The organism is Mesorhizobium sp. J8 (assembly GCF_016591715.1).
Taxonomy (GTDB): domain Bacteria; phylum Pseudomonadota; class Alphaproteobacteria; order Rhizobiales; family Rhizobiaceae; genus Mesorhizobium.
In genome coordinates this window covers 5,705,484-5,725,134 of the sequence record NZ_AP024109.1, presented here as the reverse complement: position 1 = coordinate 5,725,134, position 19,651 = coordinate 5,705,484, and the positions used below count along the sequence as shown (strand labels likewise).

General features: G+C 64.0%; 15 protein-coding genes. 9 read left to right on the top strand and 6 right to left on the bottom strand.

What is annotated here, in order from left to right:
- The first annotated feature begins 14 nt into the window (after positions 1-14).
- The 9 genes from MJ8_RS27420 (at position 15) to MJ8_RS27380 (ending at position 12,427) form a co-directional block, all read left to right on the top strand.
- Positions 15-1,733 (top strand): type I secretion system permease/ATPase, encoded by a 1,719-nt coding sequence (locus MJ8_RS27420; protein ID WP_201411734.1) that lies wholly within the window; start codon positions 15-17, stop codon positions 1,731-1,733.
- On the top strand, positions 1,730-3,061 hold the full coding sequence (locus tag MJ8_RS27415; RefSeq protein WP_201411733.1) for an HlyD family type I secretion periplasmic adaptor subunit: 1,332 nt from the start codon (positions 1,730-1,732) through the stop codon (positions 3,059-3,061). The genes MJ8_RS27420 and MJ8_RS27415 overlap by 4 nt, the downstream gene beginning before the upstream one ends.
- Positions 3,062-3,250: 189 nt before the next feature.
- Complete coding sequence (locus tag MJ8_RS27410; RefSeq protein ID WP_201411732.1) at positions 3,251-3,853, top strand: ANTAR domain-containing response regulator; 603 nt, start codon at positions 3,251-3,253, stop codon at positions 3,851-3,853.
- Complete coding sequence (locus tag MJ8_RS27405) at positions 3,850-5,076, top strand: CmpA/NrtA family ABC transporter substrate-binding protein (protein WP_201411731.1); 1,227 nt, start codon at positions 3,850-3,852, stop codon at positions 5,074-5,076. The genes MJ8_RS27410 and MJ8_RS27405 overlap by 4 nt, the downstream gene beginning before the upstream one ends.
- A gap of 320 nt (positions 5,077-5,396) precedes the next feature.
- On the top strand, positions 5,397-5,570 hold the full coding sequence (locus MJ8_RS27400) for a hypothetical protein (protein WP_201411730.1): 174 nt from the start codon (positions 5,397-5,399) through the stop codon (positions 5,568-5,570).
- A 64-nt stretch (positions 5,571-5,634) separates the two neighbouring features.
- Positions 5,635-6,936 carry an MFS transporter gene (locus tag MJ8_RS27395; protein WP_201411729.1) on the top strand — a complete coding sequence of 434 codons (1,302 nt, stop codon included), beginning with the start codon at positions 5,635-5,637 and terminating at the stop codon, positions 6,934-6,936.
- A 17-nt stretch (positions 6,937-6,953) separates the two neighbouring features.
- Positions 6,954-9,404: a nitrite reductase large subunit NirB gene (gene nirB / locus MJ8_RS27390; RefSeq protein WP_201411728.1), complete on the top strand. Its 2,451-nt coding sequence runs from the start codon at positions 6,954-6,956 to the stop codon at positions 9,402-9,404.
- Between the two features lie 20 nt (positions 9,405-9,424).
- Positions 9,425-9,754: a nitrite reductase small subunit NirD gene (gene nirD / locus MJ8_RS27385; RefSeq protein ID WP_201411727.1), complete on the top strand. Its 330-nt coding sequence runs from the start codon at positions 9,425-9,427 to the stop codon at positions 9,752-9,754.
- A gap of 3 nt (positions 9,755-9,757) precedes the next feature.
- Positions 9,758-12,427 (top strand): nitrate reductase, encoded by a 2,670-nt coding sequence (locus tag MJ8_RS27380; protein ID WP_201411726.1) that lies wholly within the window; start codon positions 9,758-9,760, stop codon positions 12,425-12,427.
- Between the two features lie 132 nt (positions 12,428-12,559).
- On the opposite strand, the gene MJ8_RS27375 is transcribed toward MJ8_RS27380, so the two are convergent.
- The 6 genes from MJ8_RS27375 to MJ8_RS27350 all read right to left on the bottom strand — a co-directional run bounded on the left by MJ8_RS27375 (position 12,560) and on the right by MJ8_RS27350 (position 19,631).
- Positions 12,560-13,438 (bottom strand): hypothetical protein, encoded by an 879-nt coding sequence (locus MJ8_RS27375; RefSeq protein ID WP_201411725.1) that lies wholly within the window; start codon positions 13,436-13,438, stop codon positions 12,560-12,562.
- Positions 13,435-14,724, bottom strand: a complete 1,290-nt coding sequence (locus MJ8_RS27370) for an AAA family ATPase (protein WP_201411724.1) — start codon at positions 14,722-14,724, stop codon at positions 13,435-13,437. Before MJ8_RS27370 ends, MJ8_RS27375 begins: the two co-directional genes overlap by 4 nt.
- Before the next feature lie 140 nt (positions 14,725-14,864).
- Positions 14,865-15,851, bottom strand: a complete 987-nt coding sequence (locus MJ8_RS27365; RefSeq protein ID WP_201411723.1) for an ABC transporter permease — start codon at positions 15,849-15,851, stop codon at positions 14,865-14,867.
- On the bottom strand, positions 15,848-16,834 hold the full coding sequence (locus tag MJ8_RS27360) for an ABC transporter permease (protein ID WP_201411722.1): 987 nt from the start codon (positions 16,832-16,834) through the stop codon (positions 15,848-15,850). Before MJ8_RS27360 ends, MJ8_RS27365 begins: the two co-directional genes overlap by 4 nt.
- On the bottom strand, positions 16,831-18,375 hold the full coding sequence (locus MJ8_RS27355; RefSeq protein WP_201411721.1) for a sugar ABC transporter ATP-binding protein: 1,545 nt from the start codon (positions 18,373-18,375) through the stop codon (positions 16,831-16,833). Before MJ8_RS27355 ends, MJ8_RS27360 begins: the two co-directional genes overlap by 4 nt.
- Positions 18,376-18,596: 221 nt before the next feature.
- Positions 18,597-19,631: an ABC transporter substrate-binding protein gene (locus tag MJ8_RS27350; protein ID WP_201411720.1), complete on the bottom strand. Its 1,035-nt coding sequence runs from the start codon at positions 19,629-19,631 to the stop codon at positions 18,597-18,599.
- Positions 19,632-19,651 lie beyond the last annotated feature (20 nt).

Here is a 19,651-nt window from a genome sequence, read left to right as displayed (position 1 = left end):
CGCCGGAGCCAGCGATGAACAACGCCCTGCGTCTCGCCCTCTCTCGCTGCCGCGGCGGTTTCGCCGCGGTGGCGGGGTTCAGCTTCGTCATCAACCTGCTCGTGCTATCGACCTCGATCTACATGCTGCAGGTCTATGACCGTGTGCTGGCGGGACGCAGCGTGGAGACGCTCGTCTATCTGACGCTGATCACGACGGCGGCGCTCGCCGCCATGGGCGCGCTCGAATTCTTCCGCTCGCGGCTGCTGGTGCAGCTCGGCACCTGGATCGACCGCGTGCTGTCGCCGCAGGTGCTGGGCCGCGGGCTCGAGAACGCGCTGCGCGGCTCCTCCTACCGCACCGAGGCGCTGCGCGATCTCGCCACGCTGCGCGGCTATCTTGGCGGCGGCGGCATCATGGCGCTGTTCGACGCGCCATGGATGCCGCTCTACCTTGCCTTCATCTTCCTGTTGCATCCCCTGCTCGGACTCCTGGCGATGGGCGGCGCGATCATCCTGTTCGGCCTCGCCCTTGCCAACAACGCGCTGACGGCCAACACCCTCAAACAGGCTAATGCCGCTTCCGCGCGCGCCTATCAGGCGGCGGATGCCGGTTTCCGCAATGCCGAGGTCATCGACGGGATGGGCATGGGCGGCGTGCTCGCCCGGCGGTGGGATGCGGCCAATGCGTCGGTGCTCGCGCTGCAGACGACCGCCAGCGACTGGGCCGGCCTGATCAATGCCTTCACCAAGCCGTTCCGCATGTTCCTGCAGGTCGCGGTGCTGGGGCTCGGCGCCTGGTTGTCGCTGCGCCACGAAGTCTCGCCCGGCGCCATGATCGCGGCCTCGATCATCATGTCGCGCGCGCTCGCCCCTGTCGAGCAGGCTATCGCAACCTGGAAACAGACGACCGCCGCGCGCGAGGCCTGGCGTCGGCTGGACCGGCTGTTCGAGGCTCCGTCGCTGCGCCCGCCGGGGATGGAATTGCCGCGCCCCCAGGGACGGCTCTCAGTCGACGCAGTCGTCTATACGCCTGCTGGCGCCAGGGAGCCCGTGCTGAGGAACCTCTCTTTCGTTGTGCCGCCAGGCCAGGTGCTTGCGGTGATCGGGCCGTCGGCCGCGGGCAAGTCGACGCTTGCCCGCCTGATCGTCGGCATGCTTTCGCCACAGCAGGGACGGGTGCGGCTCGACGGCGTCGACGTGTTTGCCTGGAATCGCGCCGATTTCGGCTCCCATGTTGGCTATCTCCCCCAGGACGTCGAACTCTTTCCCGGCACCGTCCGCGAGAACATTGCCCGCATGGAGCAAGGCGACCCGGCCGAGGTCGTGGCCGCCGCGCGGATGGCCGGCGTGCACGAGATGATCCTCAAGCTGCCGAATGGCTACGATACCGAGATCGGCGAACAGGGATCGGTGCTTTCCGGCGGGCAGCGCCAGCGCATCGGTCTCGCCAGGGCGCTCTATCGCCGTCCGGCACTGGTCGTGCTGGATGAGCCGAACTCCAATCTCGATGCCATCGGAGAGGAAGCGCTGAACCAGGGGATTGCCGCCATGAAGGAGGCCGGCTCGACGGTGGTGATCGTCGCTCACCGCCCGTCGCTGATGGTGAACGTCGATTGCGTCCTGGTGCTCAATGAAGGCCAGGCGCAGATGTTCGGCCCGCGCGACGTCGTGCTGGCGCAACTGCGCCGCCCCGAGCAGCAGTCCGCCCCGCCGCAGGTTCGGGTCGTGAGCTCCGAAAGGACCGGGTCGTGACGGAAGCCGCGCTGTCGCTGAAAGTGCCGCCGCCACCGCCCGCTTGGCCGGCGGTGAGCGCCCATGTCTTCGGCGGCCTGACCGTCATCGGCCTGCTGTTCGGCGGCTTCGGCCTTTGGGCAGCCACCGCGCCGCTGACGAGCGCGGCGGTCGCGCCTGGGGTGGTTAAGGTCGACAGCAATCGCAAGACCGTACAGCACCTGGAAGGCGGCATCATCCGGGAAATCCTGGTCCGGGAGGGAGACCTGGTCAAGCAGGGTCAGATACTGGTCCGCCTCGACGGGCTCGACGCGGAATCCGATCGCGACGCCGTGCGCGGCGAGCTCGATTCAGCACGTGCCGGCGAAGCCCGCCTGATCGCGCAGCGTGACGGCCTGAAGACGATTGCTTTTCCGGCGGACCTGGCGGCCCGGCGCAGCGAACCTACCGTCGCCGAGGCCATGGCCGGACAGGAGCGCATCTTCCAGGACCAGGCCAAGGTTCAGGCGTCGGAGGTCGAGGTATGGCAGCAGCGGATCGCCCAATACCATGCCCAGATGTCGGCGCTCGCTGCGCGCGTTGCGGCTTTCGAGATCCAGCTGCCGTCCCTGCGGGAAGAGCTGGCGGACGCCCGCACGCTTCTCAAGAAAGGCTATGGGGTGAAGTCCCGCGTGCTCCAGCTCGAACGGCAGGTCATTGCCGCACAGGGCGAGGCCGACTCGAACCGCGGGAGCATAGAAAGCCTGCGGCAGCAGATCGCCGAGGCGGAAGCGCAGATCGACAATGGCCGGCTCTCTTATGTCAAGAAGGCCGCCGAGGACCTTCGTGATGTCCAGACAAAACGCTCCGAACTCGAAAAGGCGCTTCAGAAGACCGACGCGCGTGCGGCGCGACGAGACGTCGTCGCGCCGGAAGACGGGGCAGTAATGAACCTTCGGTATTTCACGCCGGGCGGAGTTGTGCCTCCCGGCGGGATTATCCTCGATCTGGTTCCCGATCAGGACAAGATGGTGCTGGACGTCAAGATCCAGCCGCTGGATATCGATGTCGTTCGCCCCGGTCTGCCGGCGACGGTGCGGCTCGTCGCCTACAAGCAGAGAACCACGCCCACGGTGGAGGGCGCCCTGACGCGGGTTTCGGCCGACGCCGAAATCGACGAGCGCAGCGGCGCGACGTTCTTCCGGGGAACGGTCGAGGTGGGTGCCGACGAACTCAAGAAGCTGCCGCAAGTGAAGCTATATCCGGGAATGCCGGTGGACGTCTCCGTTGTCACCGGCAAGCGAACCCTGCTCGAATATCTCTTCCAGCCGGTCGCCGACAGTTTCGCTCGCGCCTTCAAGGAGGAGTGAAAAGGCCGCCTTCCTCGATTTGGCATGGCATCACGGCTTGAGTTCGATCGTGGGGGTGTCGCGAAGCGAGGGCGTCCCCGGCCCGAAGCGGCAACGCAGGGTGGGGCGTGACAGCGTCGCAGCTTGGCTGGAATCCGTTCCGATTGACTACCGCGTTGCACAATTGCGGTCCGCCTGCACAATAGGCGCATGTCCGCCGGTTCGTTGACCATCCTTGTTATCGACGAGAACCGCATCCGCGCCTCGATCATCGAGGCCGGATTGCGGGATGCCGGCCATCGGCATGTCACCGTGGTCCATGACGTGGCCGGCATCGCCAAGCGCATCGCCGCGCTCGAGCCGGACGTCATCGTCATCGATCTGGAAAATCCCAACCGCGACATGCTGGAGAACATGTTCCAGCTTTCGCGCGCGGTGAAGCGGCCGATCGCCATGTTCGTCGACCGCTCCGACCAGGCCTCGATCGAGGCGGCCGTCGATGCCGGCGTGTCCGCTTATGTGGTCGACGGACTGAAGAAGGAACGCATCAAGCCGATCCTCGACATGGCGATCAGCCGCTTCAACGCATTCTCGCGCATGGCGCGCGAATTGGAGGAGGCGCGCAGCGAGCTCGAGAACCGCAAGGTCGTCGACCGGGCCAAGGGCATATTGATGAAGTCGCGCGGCTTGAGCGAGGAGGCGGCCTATGCGCTGTTGCGCAAGACCGCCATGAACCAGAACCGCAAGATCGCCGAGATCGCCCAGAGCCTGGTGACGGCGGCAGGGCTGCTGGGCCCGCTGGAGGGCGAATGAGCACGACGCACCAGATCACCGCTGGCTTCATGCCGCTCTTCGACAGCGCCGTCCTAGTCGCGGCCGGCGAGATGGGCTTTGCCGCCCGCGAAGGCATCGAGCTCAAGCTGCAGCGCGAGACCTCCTGGGCCAACATCCGGGACCGCATCGCCATCGGCCATTTCGATGTAGCCCATATGCTTGGGCCGATGCCGCTCGCCTGCAGCCTCGGCCTCACGCCGCTCGCGTCGGAAACCATAGTCCCCTTCTCGCTCGGGCTCGGTGGCAACTGCATCACCGTGTCCAACACGGTTTGGGAAGGGATGGCGGCGCAAGGTGCTGCGCCCGACCTCGATCCCGCACGCGCCGGGGCAGCGCTTGGGGCCTTGATCCGCGAGCGAGCCGGCGCCGGCCACGAGCCGCTGCGCTTTGCCGTCGTGCATCCGCATTCGGGGCACAATTACGAGCTGCGCTATTGGCTCGCCGCCTGCGGCATCGATCCCGACCGCGATATCGAGATCGTCATCGTGCCGCCGCCCTTCATGGCCGATGCGCTCTCCGCCGGCCGCATCGACGGCTATTGCGTCGGCGAGCCCTGGAACAGCGCCGCCGTCGCAGCCGGCACCGGCCACATCGTCACCGTCAAGGCGCTTTTGTGGCGCAACAGCCCAGAAAAGGTGATCGGCGCGCGCAGGGCGTGGGCCGAGGAGAACCCGGAGGCGCTGGCGGCTCTCTTGAGGGCGCTGCATCATTCCGCGCGCTGGTGCCAGGATCCGGCGAACCGCGGCGGGCTGGCCGCGCTGATGGCGAGGCCCGACTTTCTCGGCCAGCCGGAGGCGATCCAGATGCCGGCCCTGACCGGGCAGCTTCAACTTGGCGGGGGCGCGGCACGGCGCGTCGAGGATTTCTTCCTGCCCTTCGACAAGGCGGCCAACTTTCCCTGGAAGAGTCATGCGCTCTGGTTCTACACGCAGATGGTGCGTTGGGGGCAGTTGCCGCATACGCCGCAAAACCTCGCCATCGCCCGCGACTGCTATCGGCCCGATCTCTACCGCGCGGCGTTGAGGCCGCTTGGCGTCGCCTTGCCCGGCGCCAATGCCAAGGTGGAGGGCGCGCTGAGGATGGCAACGCCGGTCGGCTCGGCGGGGGCAAGCCTCGTGCTCGGCCCGGACGGATTTTTCGACAGCCAGATCTTCGATCCGGACCGGATCGACGCCTACATTGCCGGCCAGAAACGCACCTGATCATTCGCGCGCCAGTCTTGTGCGATGCACAAAATTTGTGCGGCATGTCCATGCCATTGACCAATGTTTGACCGCGTTGCAGCTTGGCTCCGCCGCAAGCCCATTGTGCTAGCATGATGATTTTAAATGAAATTCTGATCTTTCGTACAACTGGCACGCTTCGTGCTTTGAAATAATCGAGCCCCTCGCGGGCAATGGAACAGGCGTCCAATGGCGGGCGCCAAAGGCAAAGCTGCCGCTCAGGTCACCACGCGATCCCGGATGTACGGACGCGAGGGGGCCTGGACGGCAGCTTTTTTCGTTTTGGACCGGAGATGACGATGACCAGACGGATCGGACCCTCGCTCAAGGATTTCACCAGCCGCGATGTCCTGGCGAGCAGCATCCTCACGGCGGCGCTGTTCACCGCGGCGCTCTTGCTGTTCCCAGTTAATCACGAAACCGAGGGCAAGGCTCGCCAAGTGACCGCGCACGTCCCGGTCTCGCCGCGCTGACCGATATCGCGCTTCTGATCAATAAAACTCGCGGCGCCTCCCACGCCGCAAACCGGAGCCGACCATGACCGCAAACCTCCCAGCCGCGCACAGCCAGGACAGCAGCTCCCGGCAGGCGCTCGCCATGTCCACCATCGCCTTCACTGTCTGTTTCGCGGTGTGGACGATCTTTTCCATCATCGGCGTGCGCATCAGGCAGGAGCTTGGGCTCAACGAGACCGAGTTCGGCCTGCTCGTCGGCACGCCGATCCTCACCGGTTCGCTCGTGCGCATGGTGCTCGGCGTCTGGACCGACCGCTATGGCGGCCGCCTGGTCTACACCATGACGATGCTGGCGGCGGCGGTCGCGACCTTCCTGCTCGCCTTCGCGCACACCTACGGGCAGATGCTGGTCGCAGCGCTCGGCGTCGGTCTTGCAGGCGGCTCCTTCGCCGTCGGTGTCGCCTATGTCTCGCGCTTCTTCCCTGCCGGCAAACAAGGCACGGCGCTCGGCATTTTCGGCGTCGGCAATGTCGGTGCGGCGGTCACCAAGTTCCTGGCGCCGCTCGTGCTGCTTGCCTGGGGCTGGCAGTCGGTGGCGCTGATCTGGGCCGCGGCTTTGGTCGTCATGGCGATCGTCTTCTGGTTCACCACCGACGACGATCCTGTCATCCGTGAGCGCCGTGCCGGCAAGGCAGCGCCGGCGAGAAGCTTCTGGCAGGAATTCGCGCCGCTGAAGAACCTGCAGGTCTGGCGCTTCGCCTTCTACTATTTCTTCGCCTTCGGCGCGTTCGTGGCGCTGTCGCTCTGGCTGCCGCGCTATCTCATCGGCGTCTACGGTTTCGGCATCGCCACCGCCGGCATGATCGGCGCCGCCTATTCGATCCCGGCAAGCATCTTCCGCGCCTATGGCGGCGTGCTCTCCGACCGCGTCGGTGCCCGCACCGTGCTCTATTGGACCTTCAGCGTTTGTGCCGTCGCGACGCTTGTTCTGTCTCTCCCCTCGGCAGACTATGTCGTGCGCGGCATCAGCGGGCCGATCCCGTTCCACTTCGAGATCGGCCCGCTCGCCTTCATCGCCGTCGCCTCCGTGCTCGGCTTCTTCATGAGCCTCGGGAAGGCCGCCGTCTACAAGCACATCCCTGCCTATTATCCGCACAGCGTCGGCGCGGTCGGCGGCGCGGTCGGCATGATCGGCGGCCTTGGCGGCTTCATCCTGCCGATCGCTTTCGGTGCGCTGAACGACCTAACCGGCGTTTGGTCGAGCTGCTTCATGTTGCTCTTCCTCATCGTCGTCTCTTGCCTCGTCTGGATGCACATCGCCATCCGCCGGATGGAGCGCGCGGCCGCCATCAAGCCCGCGTCCCTTTCCTATGCCGCCGAATAGATCGGGTGAAAACGAACATGAGCGAAAAACTTGTCATCATCGGCAACGGCATGGCGCCCGGCAGGATGCTCGAGCACCTGCTGGAGGAAGCGCCCGACCGCTACGCCGTCACCATCTTCAACGCCGAACCGCGCGTGAACTACGACCGCATCATGCTGTCGCCGGTGCTGTCGGGCGAGAAGGCGTTCGAGGAAATCGTCATCCATGGCGACGGCTGGTACATCAAGCACGGCATCACCCTCTACAAGGGCCACAGGATCGTCGCCATCGATCGTGAGGCGAAGACCGTCACCTCAGACCATGGCGTGACCGAGAGCTACGACAGGCTGGTCATCGCCACCGGCTCGGTGCCCTTCATCATTCCGGTGCCGGGCAAGGATCTGCCCGGCGTGCTCAGCTACCGCGACCTCGACGACGTCAACGCCATGCTGCTTGCCGCGCAATCGCGCGCCAAGGCGATCGTCATCGGCGGCGGCCTGCTCGGGCTCGAAGCCGCGGCGGGGCTCAAGGAACGCGGCATGGATGTGACCGTGCTGCACGTCATGCCGACGCTGATGGAACGCCAGCTCGATCCAGCCGCGGGCTACCTGCTGCAGAAGGCCGTCGAGGCGCGCGGCATCAAGGTCATGACCAAGGCCAACACCAAGGCCATTGTCGGCAACGGCAAGGTCGAGGGCGTCGAGCTTATGGACGGCACGGTCATCCCCGCGATGCTGGTGGTGATGGCGGTCGGCATCCGTCCGAACAGCGCGCTCGCCAAGGACGCCGGGCTGGAGGTCAATCGCGGCATCGTCGTGGACGACCGCATGCAGACCTCGGATCCGGCGATCATGGCGCTCGGCGAATGCGCCGAGGTCGGCGGCCATGTCTACGGGCTGGTAGCGCCGCTTTACGAAATGGCTCGCGTCGCGGCAGCCAGGCTGGCGGACGGCGAGGACAAGCGCTTCGTCCACTCCGACACGCCGACCAAGCTCAAAGTCACCGGCATCGACCTCTATTCGCTCGGCGACTTCGCCGACGGCGACGATCGCGAGGAAATCATCCTGCGCGACGCATCCGCCGGTATCTACAAGCGCGTCGTGCTGCAGGACAACCGCATTATCGGCACGGTGCTGTTCGGCGAGACCGCCGACGGCGCCTGGTTCAACGACCTCAAGAAGAAGGCGACCGACATTTCGGAGATGCGCGACACGCTGATCTTCGGCCAGGCGTTCCAGGGAGTCGCTTCCCCGGACCCTTTGGCGGCCGTTGCGGCACTGGCGGATGATGCGGAAATCTGCGGCTGCAACGGCGTCTGCAAGGGCAAGATCACCGGTGCGATCTCCGCCAAGGGCCTGACCGGCCTCGACGATGTGCGCGCGCATACGAAGGCTTCGGCCTCCTGTGGCTCGTGCACAGGTCTCGTCGAACAGTTGCTGAAGCTCACGCTCGGCGAGGCCTATAATCCGGCAGCGGTGCAGCCGATATGCGGCTGCACGAGCCTCGGCCACGACGACGTGCGGCGCCTGATCAAGGCGAAGGGCCTGAAGACGATCCCCGCCATGATGCAGGAGCTCGAATGGAAGACCTCCTGCGGCTGCGCCAAATGCCGGCCGGCGCTCAACTACTATCTCGTCTGCGACTGGCCTGACCAATATGCCGACGACTACCAGTCGCGCTTCATCAATGAGCGCGTGCATGCCAATATCCAAAAGGACGGCACCTATTCGGTCGTGCCGCGCATGTGGGGCGGCGTCACCAGTGCAAACGAATTGCGCGCCATCGCCGACGTGGTCGACAAGTTCCGCATCCCGACCGTGAAGGTGACCGGCGGCCAGCGCATCGACATGCTCGGCATCCGCAAGGAAGACCTGCCGGCGGTATGGGCCGATCTCGGCAAGGCCGGCTTCGTCTCCGGCCATGCCTATGCCAAGGGCCTGCGCACCGTGAAGACCTGCGTCGGCTCCGACTGGTGCCGTTTCGGCACCCAGGATTCGACCGGGCTTGGCATCCGCATCGAGAAGTTCATGTGGGGGTCGTGGACGCCGGCCAAGGTGAAAATGGCGGTCTCGGGATGCCCGCGCAACTGCGCCGAGGCGACGTGCAAGGATGTCGGCGTCGTATGCGTCGACTCCGGCTACGAGATTCATTTCGCGGGCGCCGCCGGTCTCGACATCAAGGGCACGGAAGTGCTGGGCCTGGTGAAGACCGAGGACGAGGCGTTGGAGGTGATCGTGGCGCTCGTCCAGATGTATCGCGAGCAGGCCCGCTATCTGGAGCGCATCTACAAATGGGCCAAGCGCATCGGCACCGCCGAGATCAAGAAGCAGATCCTGGACGATGTCGGGAAGCGCCGCGTCTATTTCGAGCGCTTTGTCTTTTCCCAGAAATTCGCGCAGGTCGATCCGTGGTCGGAGCGCGTCTCCGGCAAGGACAAGCATGAGTTCCGGCCAATGGCTTCGGTGGGGTTCGCGGAGGCGGCGGAATGAGTCGACAGGAAAGAGACGGCATGACCTGGACACCGATCGGCTCCCTCTCGGACATCCCTAGCCGCGGCGCGCGCTGCGTCGCCACACCGCAAGGCAAGATCGCTGTGTTCCGCACGGCGAACGACCAGGTCTTCGCCATCGACGACCATTGCCCGCACAAGGGCGGGCCGCTCAGCCAAGGCATCGTGCACGGCGCGGCGGTGACGTGCCCGCTGCACAATTGGGTGATCTCGCTGGAGACCGGCAAGGCGCTCGGCGCTGACGAAGGCTCGGTCAGGACAATCCCCGTCAGGATCGAGGGCGAACGGCTCTTCATCGCGCTTGAAGCGCTGGTCTCGAAAGCGGCCTGAGGCATGGCAGAGGCACGCGAGGTGAGGACCACCTGCCCCTATTGCGGGGTGGGCTGCGGCGTGCTGGCCGGGGTCGCCGCGGACGGCACGACGACCGTCCGCGGCGATCCCGAGCATCCTGCCAATCTCGGGCGGCTCTGCTCGAAGGGGTCCGCCCTTGGCGAGACGCTCGGCCTCGAAGGCCGGCTGCTGCGGCCGGAAATTCTCGGCAAGCCGGCGAGCTGGAACGAAGCGCTCGACCTCGTGGCCTCAAAATTCTGGCAGGCGATTGCCGAGCATGGGCCGGACTCGGTCGCCTTCTACGTCTCCGGCCAGTTGCTCACCGAGGACTATTACGTCGCCAACAAGCTGATGAAGGGCTTCCTCGGCTCGGCCAACATCGACACCAATTCGCGGCTCTGCATGGCATCGTCCGTTGCCGGCCACCGTCGCGCCTTCGGCGAGGACATCGTTCCCGGCGTCTATGAAGATTTCGAGTGCGCCGACCTCGTCGTGCTCACCGGCTCCAACACCGCCTGGTGCCATCCGGTGCTCTACCAGCGTATGCTTGCGGCGCGCAGGGAGCATGGGACGAAAATCGTCGTCATCGATCCGCGCCGCACCGCGACCGCCGACGAATGCGACCTTCATCTGGCGCTCGATCCCGGCACGGATGTGCTCTTGTTCAACGGGCTGCTTGCGCATCTCGTCCAGGCCGGGAAGATCGATGCCGGCTTCATCCGCGAGCATACGTCGGGCTTCGATGCCGCGGCCGCGCTGGCCGGCGCGGACGCGCCGTCGATCGCCCGCGTCGCGAAGGGATGCGGATTGGCGGCCGCCGATGTCCAGGCTTTCTATGAGCTGTTTGCCGCCACCGAGCGGACCGTCACCGTCTACAGCCAGGGCGTCAACCAGTCGGCGCATGGCACCGACAAGGTCAACGCCATCATCAACTGCCATCTCGCCACCGGCCGCATCGGCAGGCCCGGCATGGGGCCGTTCTCGGTCACCGGCCAGCCGAACGCCATGGGCGGCCGCGAGGTGGGAGGACTGGCCAACCAACTTGCCGCGCATATGGATTTCGCGGACGAGGCCAATATCGACCGTGTCTCCCGCTTCTGGAACGCGCCAAGCACCGCGCGCCGTGCGGGCCTGAAGGCCGTGGACATGTTCCAGGCGGTCGCCGACGGGCGCATCAAGGCGTTGTGGGTCATGGGCACCAATCCCGCGGTCTCGATGCCGGACGCTTCGCGCGTCCGCGCCGCCTTGTCCAAATGTGATTTCGTCGTCGTCTCCGATGTGACCAGAACGGACACCACGCGCCATGCCGACGTGTTGCTGCCGGCAGCCGCTTGGGGCGAGAAGGACGGCACGGTCACCAATTCGGAGCGGCGCCTCTCGCGCCAGCGGCCGTTCTTGCCGCCGCCGGGCCAAGCGAAGGCCGACTGGCGCATCGTTTGCGAGGTTGCCGCGCGCATGGGGTTTGGCGACGCCTTTGCATACCAGTCGCCGGCCGACATCTTCCGGGAGCATGCCGCGCTCTCCGCGCTCGATAACAGAGGCGAGCGCCTGTTCGATCTCGGCGGTTTGGCCGATCTCAGCGATGAAGACTATTGCGCCTTCGCGCCGCGTCATTGGCCCGTATTGGAGCGAGGCAACCAGCAGACAAGATTGTTCGGCGATGGCCGTTTCCCGACGCCGGACGGCCGCGCGCGCTTCGTGCCGGTGCGGCAGGAGGCAACGGCCTTCACCGTCGATGCCGACTATCCGCTTGCCCTCAACACCGGCCGGCTGCGCGACCAGTGGCACACCATGACGCGCACCGGCAGCGTGCCGCGTTTGACGGCGAACGCGCCGGAGCCCGCGGTCGATCTCCATCCGGTGGATGCGGCCACGCACCGTCTCAAGGATGGCGACCTCGCTCATCTTTCGACACGCTTCGGCTTCGTCCGCGCCAGGGTGCGCGTGACGGAGGCGCAGCGGCGCGGCCATGCCTTCATGCCCATGCATTGGAGCGGCCAGTTCGCGGCCAAGGCCGCGGCCGGCCTGTTGTCCTCGCCGGTCACCGATCCGCATTCCGGCCAGCCGGAGCTCAAGCACGTTCCGGCCAGGATTATGCGGGAAGAGACCGGCTGGGCGGGCGCACTCATCACCCGCCGTGATCTCAGGCCGACCGGTTTCGTCCACTGGAGCCGGCAAGCAGTCGAGGGCGGGTGGGTCTACGAGCTGACCGGAACCGAGCCGCCGGATCAGGGCATTCTCCTGGCGCGCAAGCTGCTGGGTGTCCGTCCGCAGGATCAACTCCTGGAATATACCGATCGCCGCGGCCTCGCTTATCGCGCCGCCGCCATCGACGAAGGCGGCGTCATGGCCGAAGCTCTGCTGGTCGCCGCCCCGGACCAGTTGCCGATGCGCGACTGGCTGGTGTCGCTCTTGGCCACGCGCCAGAAGCTGTCGACGACCGATCGCCATGCGCTTCTATCCGGCCGCTCGCCCGTGCCTATTCCTGCCATTGGCCGCGTCGTGTGCGCGTGCTTCCATGTCGGCGCCAATCAGCTTGCGTCAGCGGTCGCGGCCGGATGCGACAGCCTGGAAGCGATCGGCTCGACGCTGCGTGCCGGCACCAATTGCGGCTCATGCCGCTTCGAGATCAGCGCGATCATCGACGCCCGCCAGGCGCAGGCGGCGGAGTGAGTCCGTCCGCGACACATGCCTAGATCCTGGGAAAGAACCAGTCGTTGGTAGATTCACAGGGGCCTACCTCTGAGCGAGGTATGGCGCCACCCTTCTTTCCAGCGCTTGCCGTCCTGTCCTAATTGATCGAGATTATACGAACGCTTGCCGCTGCTGCTGCACGTGAGATGCAAATTCAGGAATCAAACCCGCTGTCATCACCTTCACCGTCTCGCTAATCGCAAGCCTCATAAAAACCTCGTATCCAATCCGCATGTCACTTACTCGCCTCAATAGATTAACTACAGTATGATAAATAGCTTTACTTAACATCCTTCCGTAGCACACGAGCGTAACCTGACTTACCGAAACCGAAACGACCTTTCGCGGTCGACGCCTGTAGCCAGCGTCGCTCAATCTCTGAGCAAGAGCATTAAAGCGGAGAGTCGGTGGCGTTCTCATGTCGATTGCTGCCAACGGTCTCTCGCGGTCAAAAAGACAGCCTCTACCACGTACAAACATACTCACGTCTATTTCAGTCCAGGGTTGCAAATCCGTCTCCAACTTTGCAACTTTCTCACGCAATTCCAGTATCAGTGCAGATTGAGTTGGACCCGTGCCTATCAGATTTCTCACAAGGCTTTCCAGAGCGAGCAGCTGTATTACGTCGTTTTCCCAGCTATACCCGTTCGTATAAGCTATTCTCTTTCCGGTACGCCCGCGTCCTAGGGCGCGATCATAGTCAGAATCCCTACATACCGTGATCGTGTCTATGTTAAGAACAGAGATATCATAAGATATCGCATCAATATTCTCCTTACCGCCAATTGACTTAAAATGAAATCTTTTGTCGATGCCATATGTGCTCACAATTGAACTCCAATACATCGTATCAAGAGTGCCATCCTGCCCGGCCGCCACCACCGCTTCCCTATACGCCAGGGACGGTCCGCCTTCACAAAAGACAACGACATCTACACCAAAGAAAATATGTAAACTGTGGAGAGCGCTTACCGACCGCCGGAAGATCATTTTATAAGCGACTCCATGTCCACTGCCTTATTCGCCAGTGTGCCAACGATGTCCGGTGAATGCGTAGCCGCTATGAGTTGCGCCTTAGGATTAAGCGCACGAAGGCTGTTTACAAGCTGTTCTTGCCACAACACGTGGAGTGAAAGCTCAGGCTCATCAGCTATGAAAATGGCGGGCATTTCCCGCTGAAGCAACGCTTCACTCATGAGGATTAGCAGTTGCTTTTCTCCACTCGATAGCATCTGAGGCGTCAACGGCTTTCCGCTCCTAGAGTTAAAAATAAGCTCGTTGCTCGGTGAGAAAGACATTTTCTTTCTCTGAAAAAGTTGGTCGGCTATCGATTGAAATTTGTCTCTCTGTCTAAATATCGCCTTCAGTCGATCTTGCAAGCTTTCCCACCTTCTAACAACTTCCTCAATTCGGTAGAGACCTATTCTGAAAATCAACTCCTCCATGGTAAGGCTGTTAGCCTTTTTTCCATCGCCCAACTTATCTCTGTTTTTAATTGCCCTTTCAAGAAAATCGTTTAGAAGTTTACTCGTATCTCTCTGAACGTGAAGTTCGTTGAATATGTTTTTCAATGCCTCACTATACTGCTCAACCAGATATAGGCGATCAGCTTTGAATGGATCGATGTCATCCCGATGCTCGATGAGTGACACAAAAATGTACTCTTGGAAGGCACGAATCTCATCGTCTTTCTGTTTTGAAAGAGTAGCAAAGTAGCGAACGAGGTCATTCGACAACGTCTCCAATTTCTGGTCTACCGACGACTCGAAGGCGCGCTCCTCTCGAGGGCGATCCATTGGCGATGTTCGGTGAATTGAAAGCCAGTTTACGGAAACAAGCTTGCGCAATTCCGGCAAAAGTCCAGCCTGGAATCGATGGTAGTATTCGTAGTAACGAGGGTCATGCTGAAGCCTACGTAGGATCATCTGCTCTTCTGTATCATCCAGCGAAAAGCGAACTTCCTTAGCGTTTAGGCCAGCGGGGACGATGCGATAATCAATAAGTTCAAACGGCCTCTCTTTTTTCCGGGATTTTGTCACGATAATTATTGGTTTCTCGCCCTTGGTCAATGGCGCGAGAGATATTGAAATGCGCCGAAACGGCATTCGGTCTAGTGTTCTGAAATCCGCTGTCAGAGCTGCGGCCAGTAAGTTTATGAAGGTTGTCTTACCGGTGCCGTTTTGGCCGATGAAGAACGTGACTTCGGAATCTATCGGGACTTCAAAGTCATATGTTTCCCAGAAGCCCTCAATGGAAACGCTTGAGATAAGGTGCATGATCTCAGACCTGCAAAGTCAGATGAGTTAGGATAAAGTGATAGGGTCAGCGGGTGCGTTTATTATGATGCACTTATTGCTGGGCGTAAATGCGATAAACGTTCTGTGTAGGAAGGACGGTCGCCGGCTGCGCGTAGATGCTACCGGTCCTCGACGATCCGCAGATAAGCCGCCGTCACGAAGAGCACGATGAAGCCGAACAGGATGCGGCGACCGCCTTCCGGCATCTGCAGGATGGTGAGCAGCGTCGTCAGCACGGTCAGGATCAGCGCGCCGATGATCGTGCCCGTGTAGCCGCCGCGGCCGCCGAAGATCGAGGTGCCGCCGATGACGGCCGCGGCCACCGAAGGCAGCACCAGCGGTTCGGCCAGCGACAGCGAGGGCGCCTTGATCAGGCCGATATAGAGCAGGCCGGTGATGCCGGCGAGCAGGCTGGAGAGGACGTAGAGCGCGGTGATCACCTGCCAGTAGCGCACGCCGGACAGGCGCGCGGCGCGCTCGTTGTCGCCGACGGCGTAGAGCAGGCGGCCGAAGCCGGTGCGGTTCAGCATGAAGACGATCAGCACCGCCACCGGCACGAACAGGAAGAGCGCGTTGGGAAAGCCGTAGGTGAGGCCGGTGCCCAGCCAGTTGAGGAAATCCGGGATTTTCGCGCCGGAGGCGATGACCGTGCGCTGATAGACCTGAAGGAAGCCGGTGCCGATCAGGCTGGTTCCGAGCGTCATGATCAGCGGGTGCACGCGGAAGACGCCGACGCCGATGCCGTTGACGAGGCCGATCAGCACGGCGGGCAGCATGGCCAGCAGGAACGCCACCGCCGGATCCTGGTTGACGATCTGGGTGGCCATGATGAAAGCGCTCATCGTCGCCACCGTGCCGACGGAAAGGTCGATGCCGCCGGTCAGCATCGTCATGGTCTGGCAGCCGGCGAGGATCGCCAGCGGGATGGCGAATTTCGCCGTGTTGGCGATCCAGCGCTCGTTGACGATGCCGGGACGCAGGATCTGCAGGATCACCACGAGAATGATCAAGAGGATGATCAGCGGGATGAGCGGCCGGTCCGCCATGAAGCGCTTCAGGCGGCGGCCGAACGAGACAGGCTGTGGCGTGGTCGCGATGTCGGTCATGGCGTTGCTCCCGCCGGGCGGCTCCGCATGGTGATGAAGGCGCCGAACATCACGACCGCGACCATGATCAAGCCCTCGATGATGGCGGTGACATTCGGATCGATGGCCAGAAGCGTCAGGTCGGTGCGCACCAGCCTCAGCACGAAGACGGCGATGATCGGCCCGAGCAGGCCGCCCTTGCCGCCGCCGAGCGCAACGCCGCCCAGCACCACGGCGGCGACGCTGGCCAGCAGATAAGGCCCGGGGATCGGCGCGCCGATGCCGGTGCTGATGGTCAGCGACAGGCCGCCGAGCGCGGCGAACAGGCCGGAGAGCGCATAGGCGACGATCCTGGTGCGCGCCACCGGCACGCCGCTGCGGAAGGCGGCGAGCTCGTTGCTGCCGATGGCGTAGATGGAGAGGCCGAGCCGCGAGCGCCTGAGCGGAATCCACACGATGCACAGGCAGACGAGGAGCAGCACCAGCGCCTTCGGAACCCAGGCATCGGCCCAATCCGGCAGGCCGGGGATCGGTACGGTGCCGATGACGCTTGCCTTCAGCCATTCGGCTGCGCCGCCGCCGGGCGCTTCAAGCACGAGCAGCGCCGCGCCCTGCAGCACGAACAGCATGGCCAGGGTGACGACGATGTCGGGCACCCGCGTGACGACGATGAGGATCCCGTTCAGCGCGCCGAGCACCAGCCCCATGGCCAGCACGAAGGGCACGACGAAGAGCGCGTATTCCTCGCTGGCGCCGTTCATCATCGAGGCGGCCGTGACGCTGGTCAGCGCCATCATGGCGGCGACCGAAAGGTCGATTCCGCCGGCGATGACGACGATGGTCTGGGCCGCGACGGCGAACGCATAGGGCAAGACCGCCCGAGCGAGCGAGCCGAAGTCGCCGCTGCCATAGCCCGGCTGGATCAGCTTGGTGACGACGAAGAGGAAGATCAGCAGGGCAAAGAGGCCTGCGACCCAGCCCTGATTGCGGAGGAAGCGGCTCATGACGCAGTCTCCGCGTTGGAGCCGGGTTTGACCTCGGCAAGGATGCCGACATCGGCCTTGGCGCCGCGCGGCAGGCCGTAGGCGGCGCGCATCAAGGCTGCTTCGTCGGCTTCTTCCACAGGGAAAGTGTCGACGACGCGGCCGCCGAAGATGACGATGACGCGGTCGCAGACGCGCTGCACCTCTTCCATCTCGGAGGTGTAGAACAGTATCGACTTGCCCTGGCCGGCGAGCTCGCGCAGCAGCTTGTAGATCTCCTGCTTGGTGCCGACATCGATGCCGCGCGTCGGATCGAAGCAAAGGATGGTGCGGGCGTTGGCCGCGATCCAGCGGGCGATGGTCACCTTCTGCTGGTTGCCGCCGGAAAGGCGCTGCACCTCGCCCTGCGCGCGGGTGTCGATCTGCAATCTGCCGATGGCGCCGGAAACCACCACCTGCTCGCGCCGCATTCGGATCGGCCCCCATTTGCGCAGCGCGGCGCTGAAGGGCAGGGCGATGTTCTCACGCACCGAACGCTGCATGGCCAAAGCCTCGGTGCGGTCGCCCGGCACATAGGCGATGCCGGCCTTGATGGCGTCGCTCGGATGCGAGAATTTCACCGGCGCGCCGTCGACCTCGATGCTGCCGCCGGTCGGGCGGATCGAGCCGGCAAGCGCTGCGAAGAGCTCGTCCTGCCCTTGGCCCTCGAGCGCGAAGACGCCGGCGACCTCGCCGTTGGCGAGATCGAAGGAGACGTCGTTGAGCTTGGTGCCGAGCTGCAGGTTGCGGACCGACAGGCGCGGGCGGCCGCCGCCGGCAACCGCCACCTCATTCGCCGCGCGCGCGGCGACGCGCGTCTTTTCGATGCGGGTGCCGAGCATCATCTCGACTATTCTTTCCTCGATGCCCGGCTCGATGTCGACGACGCCGACCGTGGCGCCGTCGCGCAAAACGGTCGCGCGGTCGCAGAGCGCGGAGATCTCGACGAAACGGTGCGAGATGAAGATGACGGACCGGCCGGCGTCGCCCTGGCGGCGCACGACTTCCAGCACCTTCTCGGCAAGGTTCGCCGGCAGCGCCGCGGTCATTTCGTCGAGGAGAAGCACGTCGGGTTCGACGGCAAGCGCGCGGGCGAGGTCGAGCACGCGCAGGATGGCCAAGGGGATATGGCGGGCCGTCTCGCGGATATCGAGGTCGGGAATGCCGAGCTCGCGCACCCAGGCGCGGAAGGGCTCGACCGGCGTGCCGGTAAGCCGCAGGTTGGACAGGACGTCGAGGTCGGGGATCAGCGAAGGTTCCTGGTAGACCGGCAGCAAGCCGGCGCGGCGGGCGTCGGCGGGCGAGCGGACATCGAGCTGCTGGCCGCGGATCAGGATGCGCCCGGCGTCCGCCTTGATGGCGCCTGTCAGGATCTTCACCAGCGTCGACTTGCCGGCGCCGTTGGCGCCCATCAGCGCATGCACCTCGCCCGGCAGCACGGACAGCGAGGCGTTGCGCAGCGCGGCGACAGCGCCGTAGTTCTTCGCAACGCCGGTGGCGTCGAGGAGGGGATTTTGTGGCAACGGGTTTGTTGTCAAATCGTGTGGTTCTCGTTCCAAAAACCGATGCAGGCCGCGGCTGACCTCCCCCTTCTCCCCTTGTGGGAGAAGGTGTCGCCGAAGGCGAGGGGTGTTCCAGTGGAGTGAGACGTTGGCGTTCCCTGGAACACCCCTCATCCGTCTCGGCGCTACGCGCCGATCCACCTTCTCCCACAAGGAGAGAAGGCAGAAGAGGGTTTCGGCGCTTATTCGCCCGGGCCCTTGCAGGCCACGATCTGCTCCTTGGTGTAGGTCGTCCAATCCGGGATCGAGATCGAAACCGGCCATTCGGGGCTGAGCGAGGGGTCGACGACGCTCTTCAGCTTGGCCTTGCCTTCTTCGGTGGCGTTCTCCCAGAGCTGCGGCTGCACCAGAACGGTCTGCTGCGCGGGCTTCTTGCCGTCGAGGATCTGCAGCGCCAGCGTCACGCCGGCGCCGCCGATCGAGCCGGGATTGGTGACGGCCGCACCCACCAGGCCCTTGACCGAGCTCAACTGACCGACGAAGCCGGCATTGTCGGCGCCCACGACCGGAACCATCGGCGCCTGCTGCTCGACCAGCGCATCGACGATCACATTGTCGATGCCGGAGGTCCAGATGCCGTTGATGGGGGTGCCGGTGGCGAGGAAGGACAGGATCTGCTGCTTGGCCTGGTCCTGCTGCCAGCCGGTGAAGACTTCCTGCGCGACCTTCACGTCGGGGAATTCGGCCAGCGCCTTCTTGAAGCCTTTGTCGCGATCAGAATCGGCCGAAGCGCCGGCGGCGCCGCGCATGTAGAACACCTCGCCCTTGCCGCCCATCTGCTGGAACAGCCACTTGGCGCCGAGATAGGCGTACTCTTCCTGGTTGTTGGAGATGATGTAGGCGGACGGCTCGGTCACCGCCTGGTCGACGGCGACGACGACGATGCCGGCCTTGGTGGCTTCCTCGAGGCCGGCCTTGATGCCCGCCGGATCGGCCGGATTGACGACGATGGCGTCGACCTTGGCGCTGATCAGGTTGCGGATGTCCTCGAGCTGGCCGGCGGCGTCGGTGTTGCGGTGGGCGATGTTGAGCTTCGCCACCTCGCCGGAAGCGAGCGCCTGCGCCTTCATGGCGCAGATCATTTCCTCGCGCCAGCCATTGCCCTGGACGGTGTTGGAAATGCCGATCGTGTACTTGCCGGCGGCGGTCGAAACGCCCGCCGAAGCAAGCAAGGCGGCGCCGGCCAGCAGCGAGGCCACGGTCAGATGTCTTTTCATGTCAGTACTCCTCCACATTG

What these genes read in the sequence shown, in the direction of transcription:
- MJ8_RS27420 (WP_201411734.1), top strand. Translation starts at nt 15, where the DNA reads ATGAACAACGCCCTGCGTCTCGCCCTCTCTCGCTGCCGCGGCGGTTTC.
- MJ8_RS27410 (WP_201411732.1), top strand. Translation starts at nt 3,251, where the DNA reads ATGTCCGCCGGTTCGTTGACCATCCTTGTTATCGACGAGAACCGCATC.
- MJ8_RS27405 (WP_201411731.1), top strand. Translation starts at nt 3,850, where the DNA reads ATGAGCACGACGCACCAGATCACCGCTGGCTTCATGCCGCTCTTCGAC.
- MJ8_RS27400 (WP_201411730.1), top strand. Translation starts at nt 5,397, where the DNA reads ATGACCAGACGGATCGGACCCTCGCTCAAGGATTTCACCAGCCGCGAT.
- MJ8_RS27395 (WP_201411729.1), top strand. Translation starts at nt 5,635, where the DNA reads ATGACCGCAAACCTCCCAGCCGCGCACAGCCAGGACAGCAGCTCCCGG.
- nirB (WP_201411728.1), top strand. Translation starts at nt 6,954, where the DNA reads ATGAGCGAAAAACTTGTCATCATCGGCAACGGCATGGCGCCCGGCAGG.
- nirD (WP_201411727.1), top strand. Translation starts at nt 9,425, where the DNA reads ATGACCTGGACACCGATCGGCTCCCTCTCGGACATCCCTAGCCGCGGC.
- MJ8_RS27380 (WP_201411726.1), top strand. Translation starts at nt 9,758, where the DNA reads ATGGCAGAGGCACGCGAGGTGAGGACCACCTGCCCCTATTGCGGGGTG.
- MJ8_RS27375 (WP_201411725.1), bottom strand. Translation starts at nt 13,438, where the DNA reads ATGATCTTCCGGCGGTCGGTAAGCGCTCTCCACAGTTTACATATTTTC.
- MJ8_RS27370 (WP_201411724.1), bottom strand. Translation starts at nt 14,724, where the DNA reads ATGCACCTTATCTCAAGCGTTTCCATTGAGGGCTTCTGGGAAACATAT.
- MJ8_RS27365 (WP_201411723.1), bottom strand. Translation starts at nt 15,851, where the DNA reads ATGACCGACATCGCGACCACGCCACAGCCTGTCTCGTTCGGCCGCCGC.
- MJ8_RS27360 (WP_201411722.1), bottom strand. Translation starts at nt 16,834, where the DNA reads ATGAGCCGCTTCCTCCGCAATCAGGGCTGGGTCGCAGGCCTCTTTGCC.
- MJ8_RS27350 (WP_201411720.1), bottom strand. Translation starts at nt 19,631, where the DNA reads ATGAAAAGACATCTGACCGTGGCCTCGCTGCTGGCCGGCGCCGCCTTG.